We start from the raw sequence: 20,786 nt of genomic DNA on the forward strand, positions 1-20,786 counted from the left end.
ACCACAACAGATTCAAGCAGTACAACGGATACGACAAGTAGTACGACAGAATCAAGCAGTACAACGGATACAACAAGTACTAACACAACAGATTCAAGCAGTACAACGGATACGACAAGTAGTACGACAGAATCAAGCAGTACAACGGATACAACAAGTACTAACACAACAGACTCAAGTAGCACGACAGATTCAAGCAGTACGACGGATACAACAAGTACTAACACAACAGATTCGAGCAGTACAACGGATACGACAAGAAACACCACAGATACAACAAACAGTACGATAGATTCAAGCAGTACCCCAGATATAAGCAGTACTACGTTTTACTCGAATACTACGACAGGTAGCAATAATGGGAATTCTGATACAAGCCGTTCGGTAGAAAAAGAGAATCGTTTGGGAGTTAACACGAGTCGTTCGTCTAATTCAACAACAGGCAGTTTTGAAGAGTCTAAAAAGAAACTCCCCAAAACAAATGATGCGTCTAAACCTTTGATTGCGTGGGCGGGAGTTGGTACGATTGTGCTTGTCTTACTTACTTTCTGGTACCGCAAAAATAAAAAAACGAATCAGTAAAATTCTGATCCGTTGAAAGCAGATTATGAAAAAAAGTCTGAGATGATTTTATCTCAGACTTTTTTGTTTTGGTTAAAACCAGAGCGGAAGTAGCATGGCGGCAACAGCAGTACCTTGATAAATTTCTGCGTCATGTTTTAGTTGATAATATAGTTTGATAACTGCTTCCGGAAGTTGTTGCTTATTTTCAAGATAGTTAAGTGTGATTGCATGGCAAAGTTTTGTAGCCACTAGTTTCGTATTTTCCGTTTTTTCTAATTCTTGTGCAGCATCAAAAATCATTTCTTTGATTTTTGGCATCTTGGTGACTTCTTCATCTGAATAAGCAGAACTTAATTGATCCATCATGAGTGTGAATTTTTTTTCAGACATTGAATCATCTCCTTGTGATTAGCGTAGCACTTTTCCCTAATGAACTCAAAAGAAAAATCCTTAAATAAGAGGAATAGTTTCTTCCGTTTTTGTTGATTCTGCTACTTAAGAGCTGTCCTCGTAAAATAAATGATAAAAAAACAATTATTTAAAAATCAAATAATTAGTTTTTATATTTTTATTAGTTTGTATGTGTGATTTTTTAATCATAATGTCATTTTAGTGGTTAATCTATAGTTACTTTGCTTAAAGTTGTTTTTCAACCGTATTTTTTTGTTATCGAGTAACTATATCCCTCTTTTTTTATCTATAATTTATTATTTTAGTTTGATGAAAAGTATATTATAAAAGAGTTTTTGTTGACATTTTTATTTTTCTAAGTTATTTTAATATTACGTGATGAAAGCGCGAACACATAGTATTTTATACAGTGTCATTACGGTTTTTAGACTGAGTTTGTTCAAAAATACATATTTATAACCGGTGTTTTTTATTAGAAAAAATATTTATTTATTAGAAAAGGTGAGTGGAAAATTAGTTTGTTTCGTTTTAAGGATAAAAATATGACTTGAAACTAAGTAAAAATTTTTCCAACGAATTGCGTTCCTATGTCTAGGTAAAATTTGAATGGAATTTATCTGTGTTCGTTTGCTAATATAATTTGTGTTCCAAGGCGTACTACGCAAAAAAGACAAATTTCTTTGGAACAAAGCGTTATGTTTGAAAATAATACTATTCTTTTTATGACGACTACATAACCAAATTTAGGTAACCTCGTGTAGGTAAGACTAGAAGTAAAGTGTTTTACCTTATCTGAATTTGACTTGGAAGTATTCATTTGAAAAATAGTTTTATTGAAAAAAATAAAAAAAGGGAGATACAAAAATGGTAAAAAAATTACTAGTTAGTACATTAATTTTAGGTGGGGTTGTTTTGGCTCCAATTACGGCAAGTGCGTGGGAAGCAGGAGAAGTAGATCCGAATACACCAAGTGAAACAGTTAAAGGCCAAGATGGTAAAGAAGTGACAGTCAATGGTTGGATTGGTGCTTGGGACTCTACTGATCCAGAATCACCAGATCCAACTGATCCAGAAGATCCAACAGTCATCGACATCACAGTTCCAACAACTGTTTTATATGCAAATAGTGTAGATGACGCTGGGAAGCCAACATCTACAATTATTTCACCAACATACAAATTAACCAATAATTCAACATCAAATGATGTAAAAGTTTCTGTTGATAGTTTTTCAGCAAAAGGTGTTGATGTCAAACAAGACTTGTCAGTTGTTGCAGAAGGTGAAGCGGCAATTGCTTTACAAACAAAAGCAGGTCAAATGCTAAATGCACGAAGAACCTTAGTAACTGTTCCTAAAGATGGAGTGAAAAACTTCGAGTTCACAGGGAATATTGATCAAAGCGCATTTCCAACTGGGGACGGAGCAGCAGCTTTGAGACCTACATATTCAATGAATCTACACTTTACAGCAGTAAAATAAGCAAATAAAGAGCTTTAGAGTAAAGGAGGGAGATTGATTAATCTTTCTCCTTTTCTGGGTTTTGACATAGGGGGATATCAAGAATGGTGGAACAAAAAGCAAATAAGAAGAAAAAAAGACGATTATTGATTTTATTACTGTTGTTGCTTATTGCATTAGGATCATTTTTTTCATTTTACTTTTTCAGAGAAACGCCGAAAGTTATCAGCGGATTGCCAGACGTTGAACAAAATTTAGAAAAAATGACAGATGAAGAAATGTTAAAGTTCATGCAAACAGAAGTCGACAAAGACAACTTTAATATCAATTTGAAACATGAGATCGCAGTTTCAAAAGAAACGAATGTTGCTCAAATCTCGGTGAAAAACAAACCAACAAATGCCTACAGTATCCAAGTAGCCTATTTGTTGAAAGAAGGAAATGAACAGGTTTACAAATCTGGATTGATTCCTGCAAATCGCCAATTAATGGAAGCCAAGCTAGCAAAAGATTTATCAGAGGGTAGTCATGAAGTAACGATTGTTTATACGATCTATGATGAAGAAAAGGAAATCAATCAATCGACAATCGACGGTGTTTTATATGTTAGTTAATGAAGGAGGCGCTGTATGATGAAAAAAGGATGGTGGAAGAAGACAGAAGGAAAAAGGATGAGCCGGAAATGAAAAATAAACAAAAGATAATCATTTGGCTGATGTTACTGGCTTTATTATTTGCAGAAGTCGCTCAATTAGTCAGTGTGGGGAGTCAGATTGCGTGGGCGCAAGAAACAAGCGAAAGCCTCGAAACAACTAAAAATCAAGAGAATTCGGCATCAACACAACTACAGTCTGGAGAAACAACCGAAACAAGTCAAACTCAAGCGCAAACTAGTTCTCAGCAAGAAGAAAATGAAGGTTCATCAAAAACAAGAATATCTACTGAGGAAACGGTGGCTGAAAGTTCAACAAAAGAGGAAGCTGCGTCACAGACATTGAAAACGAGCATCCAGACACAGGCGGGAAACGTTGACGATAACCCTGGTGCAAGCGTAGCTTTTGGGGAAGCAAAAAATTATTGGCTGAATGAAATAACAAATAGATTTGCAACAGCAAAACTTGGTAATTATGTAGGAGCCAAAGTCAATGTTAGATTTTACTTGCCTTGCGACAATGCACCCGTGACAAAATTATATTCAGATAGTCGTACCTATTACTGGCTATACAAGTCAAATGTTTACTTTACTGGGGTTGACTTTGACGGAGGTGGTGATGGTATTACCATCACTGGAAATACTTCCTTGGCAACCTTAGATGGTGTAACATACAACTACTTTAATTTTTTTATAGAACGAAAAAAAGCTGGAAAAGTTACTTTTCCCAGTCTAACTTTTATGTGTTCTGGAGATGTCCAAGCAGATGAATATGCTTGGACAAATGAGTGGTCATGGAATAAAGTTGATTACTACGAGAAGGCTAGTAAGGATGTAACTTTGACTGGGTTAACCTGTGACCTTGAAAGTGGAGACATGCCTAGTCAATATTCTTGGATTTATGATAAGTGGCGAAAAGCATCCATTCAAACAATAGCAAATAATTTATCCAATGCCTTGAAATCCAATTATCGTAAGTTAGGAAAAAATGTGAATGATACTGTGAATTTTACGGTTGAAAGTAAAGCAAGCGAAAGCATTCAAGATACAGTTACTTTTTCTGGGGACTATGTCTCTGACTTGTCTCAATTTCAAGTTAACTTATCCAGTAACTTTTCTAACTATGTTCAACTTGAAAAGACTGGGTCTACTGGAACACAAATAAATTATCGAATGAAGCGAATCAAAGCAGGAGACGTGACAGGCAACTGTTCGTTAACGTTGAATACACGTCATGATGCTGAGGGACGTACTATGTCGATTTATGATGGCTCTTTATTTTATTGGGCATTACCGATAACTAATATTCCATTAGACTCAATTTCAGTAGATTTTACAGATGATCAACAAATTTGGGCAGACCCACTGGAACAAACGATAGTACTTGGAGCTGGAGTATTCTTAAGCGAAATACCAGATGTTTCAAAGATGATTACAAACGTACGTTTAGAAGATGGCACCCCCCTCAATGCTTCCGAGTACACAGCGCAGATTGTATCGTGTCCCACTTTTGATAACATGGCTATTACTGAAAAGATTGTAGTGGAGTTAACACGTAAAACAACTGGTGTAGTAAGTACAGTAAATGTGCCGGTCAAAATGTCGTGGGGGAATACGATCCAGCTTCGTGGAGTTGGTAATCATACGACAGGTGCCTATACATTACATAAAGCAGGTGGCTCTTACTACGTCCGTTCAAGTTATGGAGAAAATAAAGGCTACGTAACGTCGGGTATCCACAACTATTTTACTGGCACCCCTTATCAATCGATTACTTTGCTAAGAGGAACTGGCAGAATCGATCAACTAAATAGCACGTACTATAAAGAATTCAATGGGGAAGTCACTACGAATGAGGTAGTAAATAGTTTTAGCGCACAACAAGAAGTTCAAATTGGCGATGTTGTTAAAATTTGGCATAAGGAACAACATCGTAATACTTTTTCCCATAATGGTAGTTATAACATAAAGTATGCAGATGAAGGCGAAGGTGAAACTTACTTTGCGGTTACTGATGGGGGCTTTGTCCCTTATCGCTTGAATAAATTAGAACCAAAAGAAATGACGATTTCTACAACTACATCAAATAGTGAACTGGATCAGAAGAAAGGCGACATGATCGATTTTAAAGGGATGAGTGGAAACGGTTTGAAAGTTTCTAAGATCACTGAGTATCCTGATCGTTCTAATATGGGAACGTCAAAAGGAAAAGTCTTAGTGGAAGAAACGATTTCAAATGTGACACATACCTATGAATACGAGGTGTCTTTCAAAGTTACAGATGATCGGCAAATCTGGGCAGATCCAGTGGAACAAACAATTGAATTAGGGACATGGACAGGTGAACTAGCTGTAGATAAAATGGTTACCAATGTTCGCTTAGATGATGGCACAGTCCTAGATTCAAGCGAATATACAGCCAAAGTAGCTTGGGCGCCTAATCTTGATAATTTGACAGTAACCGATAAAATCGAAGTCGAATTAACAAGAAATGCGACACAAGCAGTTACCAAAGTCCAAGTTCCAGTTAAAGTAACGTGGGGAAATACGATCCAACTACGCGGAGTAAGCAACAAAACAACAGGAGCCTATACATTGCATAAAATAGGTGACTCCTACTATATACGTTCAAGTTATGGAGAAAATAAAAACTATGCACCAGCTGGGATTCATAACAGTTTTGTTGGGACACCCTATCAGTCGATTACCTTGTTAAGAGGAACTGGCAGAATCGATCAATTAGCTAGTACGTATGATCAAAAATTCAATGGGGACGAGACCACTGATGATATTGTGAATAACTTTGGAACAAATAAACAGCAATTAGTTCAAGTTGGTGATGTTGTTAAAATTTGGCATAAGGAACAGTGGCGGAATACCTATGTCAAAAATGGAGCAGAAATCAATTATTTACCAAAAGATGAAGCAGTTGCTTATTTTGCCGTCACTGAGAAGGGGTTTGAACCGTACCGCTTAAATCAGTTGGAGCCGAAAGAGATGACGATTCTGTCCACGATGACAGATGAAGAATTGGATAAACAAGCTGGCGACATGATCGATTTCAAAGGGATGAATGGAAATGGGTTGAAAGTTTCTAAGATCACTGAATATCCAGATCGATCCAAAACAGGAACGTCAAAAGGAAAAGTCCTAGTGGAAGAGACGATTGCTAATGTGACCCGCACCTATGAATACGAAGTGACATTTCACGTTTTAGCAGATTTAAATGTTTCAGCAAAACAAATAGCAGATATTCCTTTAGGCACAACATTATCAAATGATGCAAAAGAATATGTCACAGTTACTTCTACTCCAGAAGATGAAGGGCAATTAACTTTTGAATGGGTAAGTGATCCAATTAGTGGGATGGCTGTCGGTACTCATCAAGCAACAGTTCGCGTGACGAGTCCAACATATCAAATATCTAAAGAGATAACTATCGACTACAAGGTCTTGTATGGGAACACAATCGTGATGGGAAATAATTCAACGATTGCATTAAGTTTGTTAACGAATGGGGGCGCACCCAAATTAGTTGCGTCATCTAGTTCAACTGAATCAAAATTGAGCCTACGTCCATCTATTGGCATTTACCGAAATTCATTGGTAAATTCACTAACTTCGCTTAAGACAGATACAGTTTACCAGAAACCCGAACAGTTAGCAGAAACTTGGAATAGTTCGATGGCTAATCAGAACTATTCTTATGGTGATGTTTTAGTTGCTTCAGCTTTTAATAGAGATGATACAAGCTGGTCTTTACGTGGAGCAGAAACTTATGTTAGCCGAAATGAAATGCTTGTCAAAGAATCAGAAGGTTATGATGACGCATTTTATGAATTAACACCAACTGGTTACTCATTGTTGCATATCAATCGTTTGACATCAAAACTCCAAGAAATTGAGCAAGGAACAACGGAGGAAGAACTAGATAAGCGAGTAAGTGAGTTTCTTTCAACCGAAAATTATGACAACATTCAAGTCAAAGGATTTTCAATGTATCCAGACACATCAAAAGTAGGTGGAAGCACATCGATTATTACTGTTTCAGAAACACTAAAAAGCGGTGGTACTTTTGACTATGAATATCCAGTATCATTTCTGATCAAAGCACCAAACTTGACCTTAACAACGAACTTATCAGTTACGAATCTGTCTAGGACAGAAGAGGAAACAAAAGTTGGCGATGAGTTGCTTTATGTATACACATTAACGAATGACAGTCCAATAGGTTTGCTAAAAGCAGGAAACTTGTCTGTTGCATTACCTGAAGGATTGGAAACAGAAACACCTTCAGACTTAACTGTTCCTTTAACAGAGTTAGCGGTGGGAGAAACAGTTACTCATCAGTTCAAAGTGAAAGTAACAGAAAAAGCTCTTGATCAAAATCCAGTCGTCAAAGTGACGGGAAAAGCAACCAATGAAAGTACAGTCGAGCAAGAAATACCTGAAACAACGGTCGAAGTACCTGGGAGCTTAGTTAGTGGGTTCGATCCATCTGAGATCAATCTGACTATTCCGACCAAAATGAACTTTGGCGCAGAGAAAGATCAAATCATTTCTCCTGTATATAAGATGGAGAATAATTCAACGACACCTGTTGAAGTAATGGTCGATCAATTTACACCTGATCAAAATCTGAAAGGGAAAAATCTTTTATTAAATGTAACCTCTGAAGGACAGTCTGTTACTTTATATGAAAACGAACAAGGTATCAATCAACTTCAATTCTTGTTGACGCTTGGTTCAGAAGAAATCAAACAACTTTCATTTAGTGGCTCTGTTAATCAACAGACAGAAGTATCAAAATCTTCTTCCACACTGAGGTTAAGATTTAAGACCATAAAATAATATGTAAAAAGGTGGCTACAATCTTAGAACGTAGTCACCTTTTTTTGTTTCAAAATGACTGAGGGTTTATGGAAATGAGGAATTAGTGAAAAAATGTACAAAACTATTGAAAACGGTTGATTTAACTGTAAAGTAGTAAAAGGAATAGAAAAGTTAAAGGAGAGATTTTTGTGTATTCACCAAGTGAAATTTTAGCAATCAGTATTGAGAACGGTCAAAAAAAAATTGAAAAGACTTGGGTAGCCAAATGGATTCTGGGTTTCATTGGAGGCGCGATGATTTCTTTAGGTTATCTAGCATATATTCGGGTATCTGCTTCGATCCCTGCAGATTTAGCTAGCGTTCAGGCATTAGTTGGCGCCTCTGTTTTCCCAATCGGTTTAATCGTGATTTTATTAGCCGGCGGAGAATTGATTACAGGAAATATGATGGCTGTGAGTACAGCTTGGATGGCGAAGAAAGTTTCTTTTAATGATCTTGTTATCAATTGGTTAACAATCACATTAGCCAATCTAGTGGGAGCCTTGTTTGTAGCATTTGCATTTGGTCATGTTTTAGGTTTGACTCATAGCGGTGTGTATTTAGATCAGGTGCTTTCATTAGCAGAACACAAAGTAAATGTTTCTTGGGAACAAGCAGTCATTTCTGGAATTGGCTGTAACTGGTTTGTTGGACTGGCTTTATGGTTGTGTTATGGTGCGAAAGATGCAGCTGGGAAAATTTTAGGCATTTGGTTTCCGGTGATGATTTTCGTGGCAATTGGTTTTCAGCATAGTGTGGCAAATGCATTTGTTATCCCTGCCGCTATTTTTGAGGGTTCGTTAAGCTGGACAGAATTTTTTAGGAATTTCATATTAGTCTACTTAGGAAACATTGTAGGCGGAGGGATATTTGTTTCAGGATTTTATTATTTAAGTTATAAAGGTCACTAAGAAAAGTAAGAGAAAAACCTTTCAATAAACCGTCCATTTATAAAATGGGCGGTTTATTTTTGTCTGCTTATTTGTTTTTTTTAATAAGCATAACTGTTGCAAAAAAAAACAGAAAGTAATAATCTGGAATTAAGATAGATTAGAAAAGCATAACAAAACAGCGCTTCAATTATGAGTGAATTGTCATGTGTTTGTTGTTTTACTCTCTTAATTGATCTGTCTTATTTAATAAATGATTGGCAAATTGCCGTTGTTTAAAAAAGTTTTAGGAGGTGGAAAATGAATAAAGGGGTTAAAGTGATTGGAATCATTGGAAGTTTGGTCATCCTTTCGGTCTCATTAACGGCTGCATTGCTCTATTCGGTGTATCAGTTACCAAGGTTTTTAGAAGAGATCCGATATTTTGTTGTAACTAACTTTTATTTTCAACAATATATCTTTTGGGTAGCCGTGGTATTTAGTATTCTTGTTGCCATACTTATTCTATTCATCCTTTTTTATCCAAAAACCAAGACGACTTTTGTCTTGAAACGTGAACATGGAACTTTAGCTGTCGATAAAAAAGCGATTGAGGGATTAGTTCGAACGAAGTTAAGGGCAGAAGAATTTATTCATTCCCCTAGAATTGTGGTTCGTGCAACAAAAAATCGAATCAAGATCAAAATTAAGGGTGAGTTGAAGCGAACTTCTTCTTTAATTGGTCAAACCGATCAGTTGATGAAAGAAATCGAAGCAGAAGTCAAACGTTTGTTGGGGGTAGATGAACCTGTTCAAGTGACAGTCACTTATCAGCAATTTCAAAAAACAACAAAAGAAAACAAGCACTCTCGAGTAGAGTAGGAGGGCAAAAAATGAATCAATTCTTTTCAACATACAAGCTCCCTATTATCTTTGGGGGTCTTGGGCTAATTTTAGCGATTTTGTGGTTAACGGTAGGATTTTTCAAAACCTTACTCATTTTGATTCTAACTGCAATCGGTGTCGCAATTGGCCTTTATCTTAAAGAAACACATCTTTTAGATGATTATTTTAAATTTTAGGAGGAATAGAGAATGGAAAACAACGAATTTAAACCTGTAACACAACCAAACAACAAAAAAGGGACTGATCAAATGAATGGTGAACTAACTTTTGAGGACAAAGTAATCCAAAAAATTATCGGAATTGCTTTAGAAGATGTTGACGGATTACTAACTGTTGATGGCGGATTTTTCTCAAATATTGCTGAAAAATTAGTCAATACAGATAACGTAACAGCAGGAATCGACACTGAAGTAGGTAAAAAACAAGTAGCAGTCGATATGGATGTTGTTGTTGAATATGGCAAAGATATCGAAGAAATTTACAAACAAATGAAAGAACTAATTGGACGTGAAGTGAAGAATATGACTCACTTAGATGTGATTGAAGTCAATGTAAATGTCGTTGATATCAAAACACGTGAAGAATACGCAAAAGAAAGCGAAACAGTTCAAGATAAAGTAACGGATGCAGCAAAATCAACAGGCGAATTTGCTTCAAAACAAACTTCTAAAGCAAAAAAAGCTGTGGATAAAGGTACACAACGTGTGAAAGAAAACACTGAACCTCGTGTGGAATAATACTATCATTTAAAATTGTAAAAATTGAAAAGGAGTGAGTGACATGGGCTTTATTTGGTCATTAATTGTTGGTGGTATCATCGGAGCTGTGGCAGGTGCAATTACGAAGAAAGGTTCTTCAATGGGGATTATTGCTAATATTGCTGCAGGATTAGTTGGTTCCGCATTAGGACAATGGCTACTAGGAAGTTGGGGACCAAGTTTGGCAGGAATGGCAATCATTCCGTCAATTGTTGGTGCAGTGATCTTAGTGCTAATCGTATCATTCTTTGTCCGTAAAATGGATTAAGTTTGGTTGGAGTCTTTTGTTTCTAATATAATTGGACAAAAAATAAAAGGTCTGGAAGAATTCTTCCAGACCTTTTTTAATTGAACTAGTTAAGTTTTATCTTAGTACCAACCGTTTGCTAACCAGAATGATTGAGCAGCTTCCCAAGAACCATAACGTGAAGACACATAAGCGTCTGCCACACGTTCTTGATTGGCAGCTGAGTAGTCACCGTTTAAGTAAGATGAATCTAATTGGTAACGTCCGATGTAGCGACCGTTTGTTGCTGAATAAGAACCACTTGATTCTTTTTGTGCAATCCATTCTTTCGCAGAGTTAGAAGTAGTAGCAACTGCTTCAGTTGTTTCTACTGCTGGAGTTGCTTGAACTGTTTCTTGAACAGGTGCTTGAGCCACTTCTTGTGTTGTTTCTTGTTGAACAGGTTCAGCTTGAACTGCTTCTGTTTGAGGAGCAACATAAGTTGTTGCTGCTTGCTCAGCAGTTGGGATCGTTAAAGTTTGACCTGCAAAAATCAGATTGATATCTGAAATTGAATTTGATTGAGCAATTTGGTTAATCAAGGAGTTATCGCCAACATATTTTTGTGAAATAGTTGATAATGAATCGCCTGATTGAACAGTGTACGCTTCGTCTGCGTGTGTTGTTGTTCCCATAAATAATGCAGCGCCGGCAGCCAGAGTTGTTCCTAGTAATACAGTTTTAAGTGATTTCATATAATATATATTCTCCTTCGAATCATAAAAGTTTTTGTTAAGTGTTTTTCAACATGGACATACTTTATCATGTGAAAAGATTTCATAGGTAAAAGATTGATGACACTTTGTAACAGAATTGGGTTTTTTGTAACAAAAATATTATCAAAAAATGTGGGTAAAATGAAAAAAAGCACATAAAGCAACCACAGCAATACTTCTAAAGAGAGAAAAATGAGAAAGTATGTTCTGGTTTTCGTGCGTAAAAAATAAAAAAATTTTGTTTTTAAAGGAATTTTTGAGGAAATAGTGTATATATTTTTGAAATTAAGTAGGTGATGATACAATAAAAGAAAAGGGAGGCGGTTTCAATGACTATCAATTACCAAAACATTTTAGTTGCTGTTGACGGATCGAAGCAATCAGAGAAAGCTTTTTCTGAAGCACTGTCAATTGCCAAACAAAATCATGCAAGTTTATCTATTGTTTCGATTATCAATGAAGTTGAATTAACACATAGTGCTTACGCATTCTCAAAAATTTATGCAGAAGAAAAAGAAGCAATTGAATTAGAAATGTTGAAAAAAATCAACGATGCAAAAGAGTATGGGATTGATTCGATCCATGCAGTGGTTGAAACAGGTGACCCTCGCGAACTGATTGGAACAGATATTCCGAATAAAGAACAAATCGATTTGATTGTGATGGGTGCGACTGGCAAAGGAGCGATTCAACAAGCATTAGTTGGTTCGACAACTTCTTATGTTGTGACACATGCGCCATGTAGTGTTTTAGTAGTTAAATAAGGAAAGCTGGTGTATAAAATGGTTCAACCACAAGATGTGAAGGCTCCTAAAGAAAAAATCAAAGTTTTATCGATCATTGAAGATGGAACGAAGACGAAAAAAGGTTACTCAACAGCATTTGTAAAATGGAAGGACAAGAAAACGATTGCTGTTCGATGGGATGGGGATAATCGTTTGGATAAAGGATTTCCGGTAACTACGAATGGTTATCATCCATCTTGGTTTATTTTACCTGAGAGATTAGCAGCACTTTATAGTCAGGATTTCGTTCATACACAGCAAGCTTTAGATGAACTGGAAGAATTTTTACAAAAAAGGGTAGGAGAAGACTTGAATGTTTAAATACTCTTTTTCTTCTATATTAATAGAAGAAAAGTGAAAACGTGAGTTGTGCGAAACAACTCACGTTTTTTTGTATACAAAAAACCAGCTAAGCAAAATTAGCTGGTCAGGCAATCAGGCAAGATTTAAAAGGAACGTTCAACAAGCGGAATTTTTGCGCGTTATAACGTTAATTTTTTTTATTGTATAGGATAAACAACCACACAATCAGTAAAATAACTGAAATCGTAAGCCCCAAGACATACTTGCTTAACAAAGAAGAAGTCTCCCAATGGCGAATAGAAAAAATTTGGTAAGTGAAATAAGCGCTAGGAAGAGAAACAATCACCGCGGAAATTTTTTTTCTTGTCCAGCGGGTATAATAGCAAGTAATCAAAACCATAGTAAAAAAAGGAATGTAAAAGAATAGTTGACCCAAGATCAGCATGGTAAGCCTCCTCTATCGAAATAAGCCCATGTTACAAAATAACATGTTAAGTTGAATGGTGCAAGCTTATTTGTGAAAAGTACACAATAAATTCTCTCTTTGATTTTGATTGTCTCGTAAATTCCTGATATAATCGAACTTGGAAGAGAGGATGAAAATTTTCATGGACCATGTGATATTAGAAATTGACTTACATTTAGTGAATAATATACGAGTGATTTATTATGTTGTCAGCAACAGTGTAGAAAAACGAGTGTTGACAAATAAAATCAATGGTATTTTAAGTAAAAAAGAGGTTCATCGCTTTAATAATGGCGAGAAAGAATTTTATAGTATTCCGGTTGAAAAAATCATCTACACAACAGTGAAAGTCAGAAAAGATTTGGATACGAAAAAAAGCTATGAACCAATTTTTACTACGTATTAATGATGGAGGAAGAAAAAATGAATCCATATGATGAACAAATCCAAGCATTGATTGCTGGAGAAATTGAAAAAATCGAAGTCAAGCGTGAGGAGGTAATGATCTTTCGCGATGCTTGGCTAAAGTTGGAAGATCGCAAATATGTGGTTGGAAAAGCAGCTTTGAATGGGAATGTTACCTATCATTATGATCCAACACGCTTATACTAACAAAATGATAAAAAAACTAGACTAAAAGTGTTTACTAGGCGAAAATAATCCTTGTGAATTAAATTTATAACGAGATTATTTAGCCTTTTTGTATGCAGTTTTCAACTAAAAACGTTTATTCTATACCTAATTTAGCAATCATCTTGGTAAAAAAAATCAATCGTTCGTGTTACAATACGGCTATTATGGTGGGGGGAATCATATGGAAACATCGATCTCTAAGGCTACAATCAGAAATTGGCAAAGACTGTCGACTGAAAAAGATACTAGACTGAAGTCTCGTGCAAATAAAACTTTATCTGAAAAGTACATTGTTCCTGTTGAGTATTATCAACGTCCGAAAAATAAATATTTTTCATCAGAAATCGTAGATATGATGAAGACGGAGCAATTAACGATAGCGAGTGTTGTTTATCAAATAGCTTGTGAGTTACTATCGAATGCTGGAATCTTAAAACATCAACATGTAAAGAAGGTTTTAGATGAGTTCAAAAAGAACAACGAAATATCAGAGGTAACCTTTCCGCTCACTATTCCAGATGATGAACGAGATATTCTAGGAATCACTTATCAGAGTTTATTGGTAGAAGGCGAAAAAAATAAAAAAGGATCCTATTATACACCTGAAAATGTCGTTGAGGAAATGACCAAAAAAATTGATCTCAAAGAAAAGGTTATTCTAGATCCTTGTTGTGGGAGTGGCTCTTTTTTGTTGAGCATCCCTTGTGAAGACCCACGGCAATTAGTAGGATTTGATAATGATGAAATCGCTGTTTTTATCACAAAAATCAATCTGTTATTGAAATTTAACAATTTAGAGTTTGAGCCACAAGTATATGTACGTGATTTTTTAAATGACCAGCTTTCAGATTTTGCAAATAAATTTGACTACATCATCACCAATCCTCCCTGGGGAGCATTGCCCAAAGGATTTAAGAATACTGAAATCAATTCAAAAGAAACGTTCTCTCATTTCCTTGTCCATTCAAAAAAATTCCTCAAAAAAAATGGTTGTTTGATCTATCTATTGCCAGAGTCATTTTTGAATGTCAAAACGCATAAAGATTTGAGACGCTATGTTTTGGATAACTATGAAATCAAGAATATCCATGTGTATGACAAACTTTTTGCAGGCGTGACAACGAAGTATATTAGCATTCAACTAGAGTTGGGGAAACAGCATGATCTGATCGAGGTATATCGTGGAGAGCTCTCTTGGAAAGTCTTGATTGACGCATTTTATCAAACAGAAAATTACAATTACAATTTAATAGCTGTAGAAGATTATCACTTGATTGAAAAAATAAAAGAAAAGAAAAGATTTGATTTGAAAGATAGTGAATGGGCCTTAGGAATTGTAACAGGGGATAACAAAAATAAATTAAAAAATAACATGGATTCTGGTTTGGAGCCAATTTATACAGGAAAAGAAATTACAGCGTATCAATTATTAGCTCCTAAAAAATTTATACGTTATGATCGAGAAAACTTCCAGCAAGTAGCAAAAGACGAAATCTATCGAGCAAAAGAAAAATTAGTCTATAAATTTATTTCTAAAAAACTTGTATTTGCCTATGACAAAGATGGTTCATTATTCTTAAATAGTGCAAATATCTTAATTCCAAATACGAAAAATGCTTCAATCAAAACGATTATGGCTCTTTTGAATTCAACACTCTATGCATACATTTATACTTGTTTGTTTGGGGAAATTAAAATTTTGCGAGGAAATTTAGAAGAACTCCCATTTCCTAAAATCAGTATGAAACAAGATAATGAAATCAGTGATCTTGTAGCGAACTATTTAGAAAAGCAAGATCCAATGATATTGAGAAAACTTGATAAGGTAATTTATCAGTTATTTGATTTAACACCAAAAGAGATCCAGTTAGTTGAAAAAACATTCGCGTAAAAAAGACCACCAATTTTTTTGGTGGTCTTTTTTTGATGTAAACAGATGCTTTTATCTAGCAACTATATTTGATAAAAAATCTCATAGAGTTCTTCATAAGTAAGCCAACGAACGAAATGATTTTTAAAATGATAATCCATCGTACCTTGATTGATATGGAACTGACCCTCACCGATATTTCCACGATGCTGTTTATTGGAATAGTTTTGAATCATTTGGATATGGTCTGTTTTCGCCTCGAAAATAGCAATTTGATCTTCAAAAAAGAGACCATAAATCAAGTAATGAAATTCATTAGGTTTTACTTGTTGGATATTACAATCGAATAGTGCACCATTGAGAACGTCTTGAAAGCTGATCATTCTCCGTTCGATTGTCGCATTCAAAATTTCTTTGATGATGTTTTGAGGTGTGATTTTTTGTTTGTTTTGGGAAAGAACAGTTGAAAACTTTACTTCATAGTTGATCTTGTCTTTGCATAGATCATAATTGAGTGCAGTGGACATGTCCAAAGCATAAATATTTTTGATCATTAGTTCTGCAACCGTACCAAATCGCCGAGTCTTAAGCGAAAAAATACCATCTCTAAAATCCTCAATGTGCTTTTCCATAAGTTTGTTCCTTTCAAAATCAATTCTATTCTAGCAAAATAAATAATAGATTTATCAAATTGTTTAGGTTTACTTGCTATCTGATGCAGTAAAATAGCTTCTTTTGGTAATCTATGCCAGAACAATCTTCATTAGGTGTGCGTTATTTGTGGGAGAACTATTTGAGCCACAACCTTATCCACGGTGTTCCCAAAGCAGCTTCTCGAAATAACACACAACTGTTCAAAAATATGAAAAGCTATTTTTTACCAGTGGTTCTTTATTTTTTTGAAGCTAAACGCTTTGAGCCACGACCTTATTCACGGTGTTCCCAAAGCAACTCCTTGATATAGCTTACATTCATCTCAAAATATGAGAACCTATTTTGAATGCTTGCTCGCTATCTAGTCGGAGCTAAACGCTTTGAGCCACAACCTTTATTTAAACAAACTTTTGATTTTATCAGTGATTCCATCAACATCGATATCTTTCAAAAGGTGTTTTGCTTGCTCAACATAGCTACCAAGTTCATCTTTATGGTCTTCGACAAATTGTTTTGCTTCGTCTAAATTTCCTTCATTAACCATTTCTTTTACTTTTGTAATTAATTCGTCTTTATTCATTTTGACCCATCCTTTATAGTTATTAAAAAGTAACGAATAACAATATAAAATACTTTTAATATCATGTTCAGATTACTTTTACACTATTAGTTTATCAGATAATGAGGTTTTTTTGCATAATAGTTGTTATGAAATTTGACTGCATTGCTAAAGTATGAGGGAAAACTCATTCCTAGGTCGGAGGTTTCTATTTTCTGTTTCTAGTTATAATAAATGCAATAGCATAGGAGGTAGGAAAATGAAAGTAGTTAAATTTTTTGTAGGAATTATTCTGATTGGCGGGTTAAGTTTGTTTGGATTAAAAATGTATACGGCAAACCAACATGGTGAATTTGCTGGTATAGCGGATCAACTGAATCCTTTGGTAACAGAAGGAGAAGTTTATGTAAAAACGAAAAAACCAGACTCTGTTAATAGTTACGGAACAGCAACGTATGTTCAGGAAGCAGCAGATGAAAACGGGAAAAAACGAATAGTTGAATTCAATGGAATTGGTGTATTAAAAGAAGAGCGTTATTTGAAGTTGAAAAATAAAGGAGCACATGTCGAAACATATGAAGAAGTCGACAAAAACGAAGTACCTGAAAAAGCATTAGCACTTATTGGATAATAGATATAAAAACAGATAAAAAAAGGAGTTGCGATGTTTATCGCAACTCCTTTTTTTAAATGATCAGAAAACATGAACCCAGAATTGGGATGGTAGGGTTCGAACCTGCAATTGCTTGATTCAGAGTCAAGTGCCTTACCAGTTTGGCTACATCCCAATGACTCAACGCAAATTTATGTTAGCACTTATCAAGAAAAACGCAACTAATTTAACTTATCCGCTACTTGTTTTTCTTGATTCGTTCGATTCGGCGTTCGATTTTTCTAACTAAACTAGATGGGAGGCCTGTTATTTCAGCCACAGAAATAGTCGAAGAAAGAAGTTTTAATTCAAGTGATAGTTCATTTTTCAAATGGTAGATATTTGCTAAACGCTCAACATATTCAAAGTGCGTGTATTCAGTTTGTAAAATCAAAAATTTTAGGATATCAATTGCTTTTTCAAAATCTTGTTCGGCATAATAGGCCAAAGCTTGACGATATAATTTGATTTCCAATTGATTCAAAGATGAAGGGCGGTGACGGTTTGTCCATTCATTGACGGAAATTTTTCCCTGAACATTCCCAGAATCATCACGTACAAAAATGATTGGAATTTCATTTGGATTCGGTTTTTTTTGATTGAATCTTTCCATGATGACGCCTCCTCTTTCAAACTAGAATCTTCTTGTCTAAAGTATATGTCATTCTTTGAAAGAACGCTAGTTACTTTTTTCCAAGGTTAACATTTGTCCACCCATTGCTTCAAAGATTTCAGTAAAATCTTCGATTGGAACTGCTCGATTTTTTTCACCATAGGGATCGTTCACGTAAATCGTTTCCTCATCATAGCCTGTTACAACACAAGCGTGAATGAGGGGAGTAACAGAAACTTCTCCATTTTGGGTGATCCAAGTCATAAAATCATTGTCATCGGGGACCTCAAACTCAATGGTGACACTAGTCCAAACGGGTTTATCCTCATTCAATGCTTCTTTGATATCAGTAAGTGACGCTTCTTTTTTTGCTTGAGCGTGATAGCTGGTTTGGACTACTTCTTGTGCGAGTGCAGCAATTGGTGCGACATAGACACCCATTGCCCAGTCTCCACCAGAAATATCACCAACAAATCCTTCATTTGGATCACCATGGGTGCCGTCTTCATTGAATACAGGTACATAGGTAAGCTCGTTTGCTAATTGATTTTTGTTCGTATCAAAGCCATAGTAATTTAAGAGCATAGAAAGGGCAGTTACTTCACAGCCATTTTCTAAAGCTGGTTCGTCAAACTGATTAGCAAGTGGGACATCTAAAATGATTTCGTTTGCTTCATTTGAATTTTTTTTAGCTGGAGGTTTCTGATTCTCTTGTTTTTGCTGTGGTGTTTCGTTTGAGTTGGGAGTGGTTAACCAATAAATTGAGCCAGCAGCAAGTAAGCTGATACTAACAATTCCTGTTAATTTTTTTGCAACTTTCTTTTTCATAAGGACCTCCAATTATTCCACAGGGGAATATCTTACATTCTTGCTATTATAATGTTTTTTTTGAGAATGTAAAATACTTTTTCACTAATTATTGGTGAGAAAGTTTACATAAAAAAATTAACAGCTAGTAATAATTTTTTCAACTATTTCAACTTAACTATTGAGAGAAAGAAAAAATGAATAATTCCGTTCTTTTTTATGAATTTTCAACGAAACTTTCGTGTTTAGAAGGGGTTTTATTTGTGAAAACGAAACCAGTAGGCTATAATGCCAATATGGTTTGTTCAAAAAGTTGTTAGCAAGCGTTAACCGGCAATGACAATGAACATTCGACCTGAATAAAGTACTTCAGGAAAGAAAATGGGGCAGCAGTGTAGGAGGATTTTGATGACGGAAGAAATGATAAATTTAGGAGAAAAGTATTCTTGTAAGCCAATTGGATTCACACAACCAGTTGTTGGAGAAGTTGTATCAAAAATGACGAATTGTGCCGTAGTCAAAGTTGCTCAGTGTGCTGACGAAGACCAAGAGTTATTGGAAGAGAAGTCCAGCATGGTTGTTGCAAAATATGATACATTTGAATAAAAAATAAAAAGGACAAGTAGCTCAAACGCGAAAAGTGTTGCTGCGTGTCCTTTTTGCTGTTTTTTCAAAAGTTCTATATACTTAGTAGAAAGAGAAAAGTTTTCTTGAGATGAGAGAAGAGAGGTGATGTACAATGATAACGACTTTTACTTTGTTATTGTTTGCATTTGTTTTTGTCATGTTCTTATTTTTATGGTTTGTCCGTAGAGAAATTGTTTATAAAGCAGTCCGAAATCGTTGGGTTTATCTGGTAGTCCCATTTCTAGTGGTCCTAGTGATCTGGTTTACTGTCATTAGTCAGCCAACACTAGACGACTTAGCGAAGGCTGTTTTATCAGCAATGATATTCATCAGTTTTTTATTGGATAGCCGTGGAATCACAGAAGATGGCTTGGTTTTAAATAGCTTTGATAAACGAGGTGTTCCTTTTTCTGAGATCAATCGAATCGTTTTATATCAACCACAAGGTTCAAATGAAGTAAAAATGAACTTTTTCCGTAAGGGTTGGCGTGGGCCAATGCTAAAATTTTCTACTTCTTTAGAGGAATTGGTGCCATTTTTAGCGCAGCGGTTAAATGATGATGCACAAATTGATATTATGATTGATGAAGAGTAAAGAATGTGGTGCAAAGCGTTAAGCACCGATTTTGTTTTCTATAAAAATGATTGTTTTAAACTAAAAAAGGACACGCTTAGGTTTATCCTAAACGTGTCCTTTTTTTCTTGTACGTAGCTTAGCTAAATACGCGGAAACGATCTTCGTCGTTCATGTATTCTTTTTCGCCAGCAGGTGATTCAACAGAACCGAAGACTAATTGAGAACGTAGTTTCCAGTTTGCAGGAATGTTCCATTCTTTTGCAACAGCTTCGTCAATTACTGGATTGTAATGTTGTAAGTTTGCGCCAAGTCCTTGATCAACTAATGAAACCCAAGTATTTGCTGTTGCAATACCATTTGATTGTTCTGACCAATCTGGGAAGTTATCCGCATAAAGTTCAAATTGTTCTTGCAATCCTTTAACGATGTCAGTGTCTTTAAAGAATAAAACAGTTCCGTAACCATTTTTGAAACCAGCTAATTTTTGTTGTGTGTTAGGAAAAGCTTCAGCAGGTGTTAATGGGCGAAGTGCTTCTTCTGTGATTTCCCATAATTTTTCGTGAGCATCACCGAAAAGAATAACAGCGCGTGTTGATTGTGCATTGAAAGCAGTTGGACTTTCTTTGATTGCTTCTTTGATAAGTGCTTCTAATTCTGTGTTTGATAATGAAACGTTGCGTCCCAAATGATAGATAGAACGGCGGTTTTTTAAAGTATTTGTAAATGTAGTCATAATATAATCTCCCTT

At 35.4% G+C, this 20,786-nt stretch carries 24 protein-coding genes and 1 tRNA gene; 17 read left to right on the forward strand and 8 right to left on the reverse strand.

Annotated elements, in window-relative coordinates; genetic code table 11:
* A partial coding sequence (locus JZO71_RS08985) for an LPXTG cell wall anchor domain-containing protein (protein ID WP_206899166.1) occupies positions 1 to 582 on the forward strand: 582 nt, incomplete at its 5' end.
* 72 nt (positions 583 to 654) lie between these two features.
* On the opposite strand, the gene JZO71_RS08990 is transcribed toward JZO71_RS08985, so the two are convergent.
* On the reverse strand, positions 655 to 954 hold the full coding sequence (locus JZO71_RS08990) for a bacteriocin immunity protein (protein ID WP_206899167.1): 300 nt from the start codon (positions 952 to 954) through the stop codon (positions 655 to 657).
* Positions 955 to 1,839: 885 nt separating this feature from the next.
* On the opposite strand from JZO71_RS08990, the gene JZO71_RS08995 reads away from it, so the two are divergent.
* From JZO71_RS08995 to JZO71_RS09030, 8 genes are all read left to right on the forward strand, one after another.
* On the forward strand, positions 1,840 to 2,454 hold the full coding sequence (locus tag JZO71_RS08995; RefSeq protein ID WP_206899168.1) for a hypothetical protein: 615 nt from the start codon (positions 1,840 to 1,842) through the stop codon (positions 2,452 to 2,454).
* An 83-nt stretch (positions 2,455 to 2,537) separates the two neighbouring features.
* The gene (locus tag JZO71_RS09000; RefSeq protein WP_206899169.1) at positions 2,538 to 3,047 is read left to right on the forward strand and encodes a hypothetical protein; all 510 of its coding nucleotides are present in this window, start codon (positions 2,538 to 2,540) and stop codon (positions 3,045 to 3,047) included.
* Positions 3,048 to 3,115: 68 nt separating this feature from the next.
* Positions 3,116 to 7,936 (forward strand): COG1470 family protein, encoded by a 4,821-nt coding sequence (locus tag JZO71_RS09005; protein ID WP_206899170.1) that lies wholly within the window; start codon positions 3,116 to 3,118, stop codon positions 7,934 to 7,936.
* 170 nt (positions 7,937 to 8,106) lie between these two features.
* Entirely contained in the window at positions 8,107 to 8,868 is a 762-nt protein-coding gene (locus JZO71_RS09010; RefSeq protein ID WP_206899171.1) for a formate/nitrite transporter family protein, read from the forward strand.
* A 279-nt stretch (positions 8,869 to 9,147) separates the two neighbouring features.
* Positions 9,148 to 9,708, forward strand: coding sequence for an alkaline shock response membrane anchor protein AmaP (gene amaP / locus JZO71_RS09015; RefSeq protein WP_206899172.1), 561 nt, complete (start codon positions 9,148 to 9,150; stop codon positions 9,706 to 9,708).
* Positions 9,709 to 9,719: 11 nt separating this feature from the next.
* Complete coding sequence (locus JZO71_RS09020; RefSeq protein ID WP_206899173.1) at positions 9,720 to 9,908, forward strand: DUF2273 domain-containing protein; 189 nt, start codon at positions 9,720 to 9,722, stop codon at positions 9,906 to 9,908.
* 12 nt (positions 9,909 to 9,920) lie between these two features.
* A complete protein-coding gene (locus JZO71_RS09025; RefSeq protein WP_206899174.1) occupies positions 9,921 to 10,469 on the forward strand; it encodes an Asp23/Gls24 family envelope stress response protein in 549 nt (182 codons plus the stop codon).
* Positions 10,470 to 10,512: 43 nt separating this feature from the next.
* A complete protein-coding gene (locus JZO71_RS09030; protein WP_067481318.1) occupies positions 10,513 to 10,758 on the forward strand; it encodes a GlsB/YeaQ/YmgE family stress response membrane protein in 246 nt (81 codons plus the stop codon).
* Positions 10,759 to 10,859: 101 nt separating this feature from the next.
* On the opposite strand, the gene apf is transcribed toward JZO71_RS09030, so the two are convergent.
* Positions 10,860 to 11,471, reverse strand: a complete 612-nt coding sequence (apf, locus tag JZO71_RS09035) for an aggregation-promoting factor (protein ID WP_206898830.1) — start codon at positions 11,469 to 11,471, stop codon at positions 10,860 to 10,862.
* A gap of 350 nt (positions 11,472 to 11,821) precedes the next feature.
* On the opposite strand from apf, the gene JZO71_RS09040 reads away from it, so the two are divergent.
* From JZO71_RS09040 to JZO71_RS09060, 5 genes are all read left to right on the forward strand, one after another.
* Complete coding sequence (locus tag JZO71_RS09040) at positions 11,822 to 12,256, forward strand: universal stress protein (protein ID WP_206899175.1); 435 nt, start codon at positions 11,822 to 11,824, stop codon at positions 12,254 to 12,256.
* Between the two features lie 18 nt (positions 12,257 to 12,274).
* Entirely contained in the window at positions 12,275 to 12,598 is a 324-nt protein-coding gene (locus tag JZO71_RS09045) for a hypothetical protein (protein ID WP_206899206.1), read from the forward strand.
* A 590-nt stretch (positions 12,599 to 13,188) separates the two neighbouring features.
* On the forward strand, positions 13,189 to 13,452 hold the full coding sequence (locus tag JZO71_RS09050; RefSeq protein WP_206899176.1) for a hypothetical protein: 264 nt from the start codon (positions 13,189 to 13,191) through the stop codon (positions 13,450 to 13,452).
* Between the two features lie 17 nt (positions 13,453 to 13,469).
* The gene (locus JZO71_RS09055; protein ID WP_206899177.1) at positions 13,470 to 13,658 is read left to right on the forward strand and encodes a hypothetical protein; all 189 of its coding nucleotides are present in this window, start codon (positions 13,470 to 13,472) and stop codon (positions 13,656 to 13,658) included.
* A gap of 202 nt (positions 13,659 to 13,860) precedes the next feature.
* On the forward strand, positions 13,861 to 15,570 hold the full coding sequence (locus JZO71_RS09060) for an N-6 DNA methylase family protein (protein WP_206899178.1): 1,710 nt from the start codon (positions 13,861 to 13,863) through the stop codon (positions 15,568 to 15,570).
* A gap of 62 nt (positions 15,571 to 15,632) precedes the next feature.
* Here the strand turns inward: JZO71_RS09060 and JZO71_RS09065 are convergent, their stop codons facing one another.
* The gene (locus tag JZO71_RS09065) at positions 15,633 to 16,181 is read right to left on the reverse strand and encodes a hypothetical protein (protein WP_206899179.1); all 549 of its coding nucleotides are present in this window, start codon (positions 16,179 to 16,181) and stop codon (positions 15,633 to 15,635) included.
* Positions 16,182 to 16,597: 416 nt separating this feature from the next.
* Entirely contained in the window at positions 16,598 to 16,783 is a 186-nt protein-coding gene (locus JZO71_RS09070; protein WP_206899180.1) for a hypothetical protein, read from the reverse strand.
* A gap of 238 nt (positions 16,784 to 17,021) precedes the next feature.
* Between JZO71_RS09070 and JZO71_RS09075 the strand changes: the two genes are divergently transcribed.
* Positions 17,022 to 17,393, forward strand: a complete 372-nt coding sequence (locus tag JZO71_RS09075) for a YxeA family protein (RefSeq protein WP_206899181.1) — start codon at positions 17,022 to 17,024, stop codon at positions 17,391 to 17,393.
* Positions 17,394 to 17,477: 84 nt separating this feature from the next.
* Here the strand turns inward: JZO71_RS09075 and JZO71_RS09080 are convergent.
* From JZO71_RS09080 to JZO71_RS09090, 3 genes are all read right to left on the reverse strand, one after another.
* A tRNA-Gln gene (locus tag JZO71_RS09080) sits at positions 17,478 to 17,550 on the reverse strand.
* Between the two features lie 63 nt (positions 17,551 to 17,613).
* Positions 17,614 to 18,027: a hypothetical protein gene (locus tag JZO71_RS09085; RefSeq protein WP_206899182.1), complete on the reverse strand. Its 414-nt coding sequence runs from the start codon at positions 18,025 to 18,027 to the stop codon at positions 17,614 to 17,616.
* Positions 18,028 to 18,093: 66 nt separating this feature from the next.
* Complete coding sequence (locus JZO71_RS09090; RefSeq protein WP_206899183.1) at positions 18,094 to 18,855, reverse strand: C39 family peptidase; 762 nt, start codon at positions 18,853 to 18,855, stop codon at positions 18,094 to 18,096.
* 387 nt (positions 18,856 to 19,242) lie between these two features.
* Here JZO71_RS09090 and JZO71_RS09095 point away from each other — a divergent pair, with 387 nt between their 5' ends.
* Both JZO71_RS09095 and JZO71_RS09100 read left to right on the forward strand, forming a co-directional pair.
* Positions 19,243 to 19,440 (forward strand): hypothetical protein, encoded by a 198-nt coding sequence (locus JZO71_RS09095; protein ID WP_067482398.1) that lies wholly within the window; start codon positions 19,243 to 19,245, stop codon positions 19,438 to 19,440.
* 133 nt (positions 19,441 to 19,573) lie between these two features.
* Positions 19,574 to 20,056, forward strand: a complete 483-nt coding sequence (locus JZO71_RS09100; RefSeq protein ID WP_206899184.1) for a hypothetical protein — start codon at positions 19,574 to 19,576, stop codon at positions 20,054 to 20,056.
* Positions 20,057 to 20,174: 118 nt separating this feature from the next.
* Here the strand turns inward: JZO71_RS09100 and JZO71_RS09105 are convergent, their stop codons facing one another.
* The gene (locus JZO71_RS09105) at positions 20,175 to 20,771 is read right to left on the reverse strand and encodes a nitroreductase family protein (protein WP_206899185.1); all 597 of its coding nucleotides are present in this window, start codon (positions 20,769 to 20,771) and stop codon (positions 20,175 to 20,177) included.
* Positions 20,772 to 20,786 lie beyond the last annotated feature (15 nt).

It is taken from the genome of Candidatus Enterococcus courvalinii, from assembly GCF_017315945.1.
In the GTDB taxonomy this organism is placed as follows: domain Bacteria; phylum Bacillota; class Bacilli; order Lactobacillales; family Enterococcaceae; genus Enterococcus_B; species Enterococcus_B courvalinii.

What these genes read in the sequence shown, in the direction of transcription:
- JZO71_RS08990 (WP_206899167.1), bottom strand. Translation starts at nt 954, where the DNA reads ATGTCTGAAAAAAAATTCACACTCATGATGGATCAATTAAGTTCTGCT.
- JZO71_RS08995 (WP_206899168.1), top strand. Translation starts at nt 1,840, where the DNA reads ATGGTAAAAAAATTACTAGTTAGTACATTAATTTTAGGTGGGGTTGTT.
- JZO71_RS09000 (WP_206899169.1), top strand. Translation starts at nt 2,538, where the DNA reads ATGGTGGAACAAAAAGCAAATAAGAAGAAAAAAAGACGATTATTGATT.
- JZO71_RS09005 (WP_206899170.1), top strand. Translation starts at nt 3,116, where the DNA reads ATGAAAAATAAACAAAAGATAATCATTTGGCTGATGTTACTGGCTTTA.
- amaP (WP_206899172.1), top strand. Translation starts at nt 9,148, where the DNA reads ATGAATAAAGGGGTTAAAGTGATTGGAATCATTGGAAGTTTGGTCATC.
- JZO71_RS09020 (WP_206899173.1), top strand. Translation starts at nt 9,720, where the DNA reads ATGAATCAATTCTTTTCAACATACAAGCTCCCTATTATCTTTGGGGGT.
- JZO71_RS09025 (WP_206899174.1), top strand. Translation starts at nt 9,921, where the DNA reads ATGGAAAACAACGAATTTAAACCTGTAACACAACCAAACAACAAAAAA.
- JZO71_RS09030 (WP_067481318.1), top strand. Translation starts at nt 10,513, where the DNA reads ATGGGCTTTATTTGGTCATTAATTGTTGGTGGTATCATCGGAGCTGTG.
- apf (WP_206898830.1), bottom strand. Translation starts at nt 11,471, where the DNA reads ATGAAATCACTTAAAACTGTATTACTAGGAACAACTCTGGCTGCCGGC.
- JZO71_RS09040 (WP_206899175.1), top strand. Translation starts at nt 11,822, where the DNA reads ATGACTATCAATTACCAAAACATTTTAGTTGCTGTTGACGGATCGAAG.
- JZO71_RS09045 (WP_206899206.1), top strand. Translation starts at nt 12,275, where the DNA reads ATGGTTCAACCACAAGATGTGAAGGCTCCTAAAGAAAAAATCAAAGTT.
- JZO71_RS09050 (WP_206899176.1), top strand. Translation starts at nt 13,189, where the DNA reads ATGGACCATGTGATATTAGAAATTGACTTACATTTAGTGAATAATATA.
- JZO71_RS09055 (WP_206899177.1), top strand. Translation starts at nt 13,470, where the DNA reads ATGAATCCATATGATGAACAAATCCAAGCATTGATTGCTGGAGAAATT.
- JZO71_RS09060 (WP_206899178.1), top strand. Translation starts at nt 13,861, where the DNA reads ATGGAAACATCGATCTCTAAGGCTACAATCAGAAATTGGCAAAGACTG.
- JZO71_RS09065 (WP_206899179.1), bottom strand. Translation starts at nt 16,181, where the DNA reads ATGGAAAAGCACATTGAGGATTTTAGAGATGGTATTTTTTCGCTTAAG.
- JZO71_RS09070 (WP_206899180.1), bottom strand. Translation starts at nt 16,783, where the DNA reads ATGAATAAAGACGAATTAATTACAAAAGTAAAAGAAATGGTTAATGAA.
- JZO71_RS09075 (WP_206899181.1), top strand. Translation starts at nt 17,022, where the DNA reads ATGAAAGTAGTTAAATTTTTTGTAGGAATTATTCTGATTGGCGGGTTA.
- JZO71_RS09085 (WP_206899182.1), bottom strand. Translation starts at nt 18,027, where the DNA reads ATGGAAAGATTCAATCAAAAAAAACCGAATCCAAATGAAATTCCAATC.
- JZO71_RS09090 (WP_206899183.1), bottom strand. Translation starts at nt 18,855, where the DNA reads ATGAAAAAGAAAGTTGCAAAAAAATTAACAGGAATTGTTAGTATCAGC.
- JZO71_RS09095 (WP_067482398.1), top strand. Translation starts at nt 19,243, where the DNA reads ATGACGGAAGAAATGATAAATTTAGGAGAAAAGTATTCTTGTAAGCCA.
- JZO71_RS09100 (WP_206899184.1), top strand. Translation starts at nt 19,574, where the DNA reads ATGATAACGACTTTTACTTTGTTATTGTTTGCATTTGTTTTTGTCATG.
- JZO71_RS09105 (WP_206899185.1), bottom strand. Translation starts at nt 20,771, where the DNA reads ATGACTACATTTACAAATACTTTAAAAAACCGCCGTTCTATCTATCAT.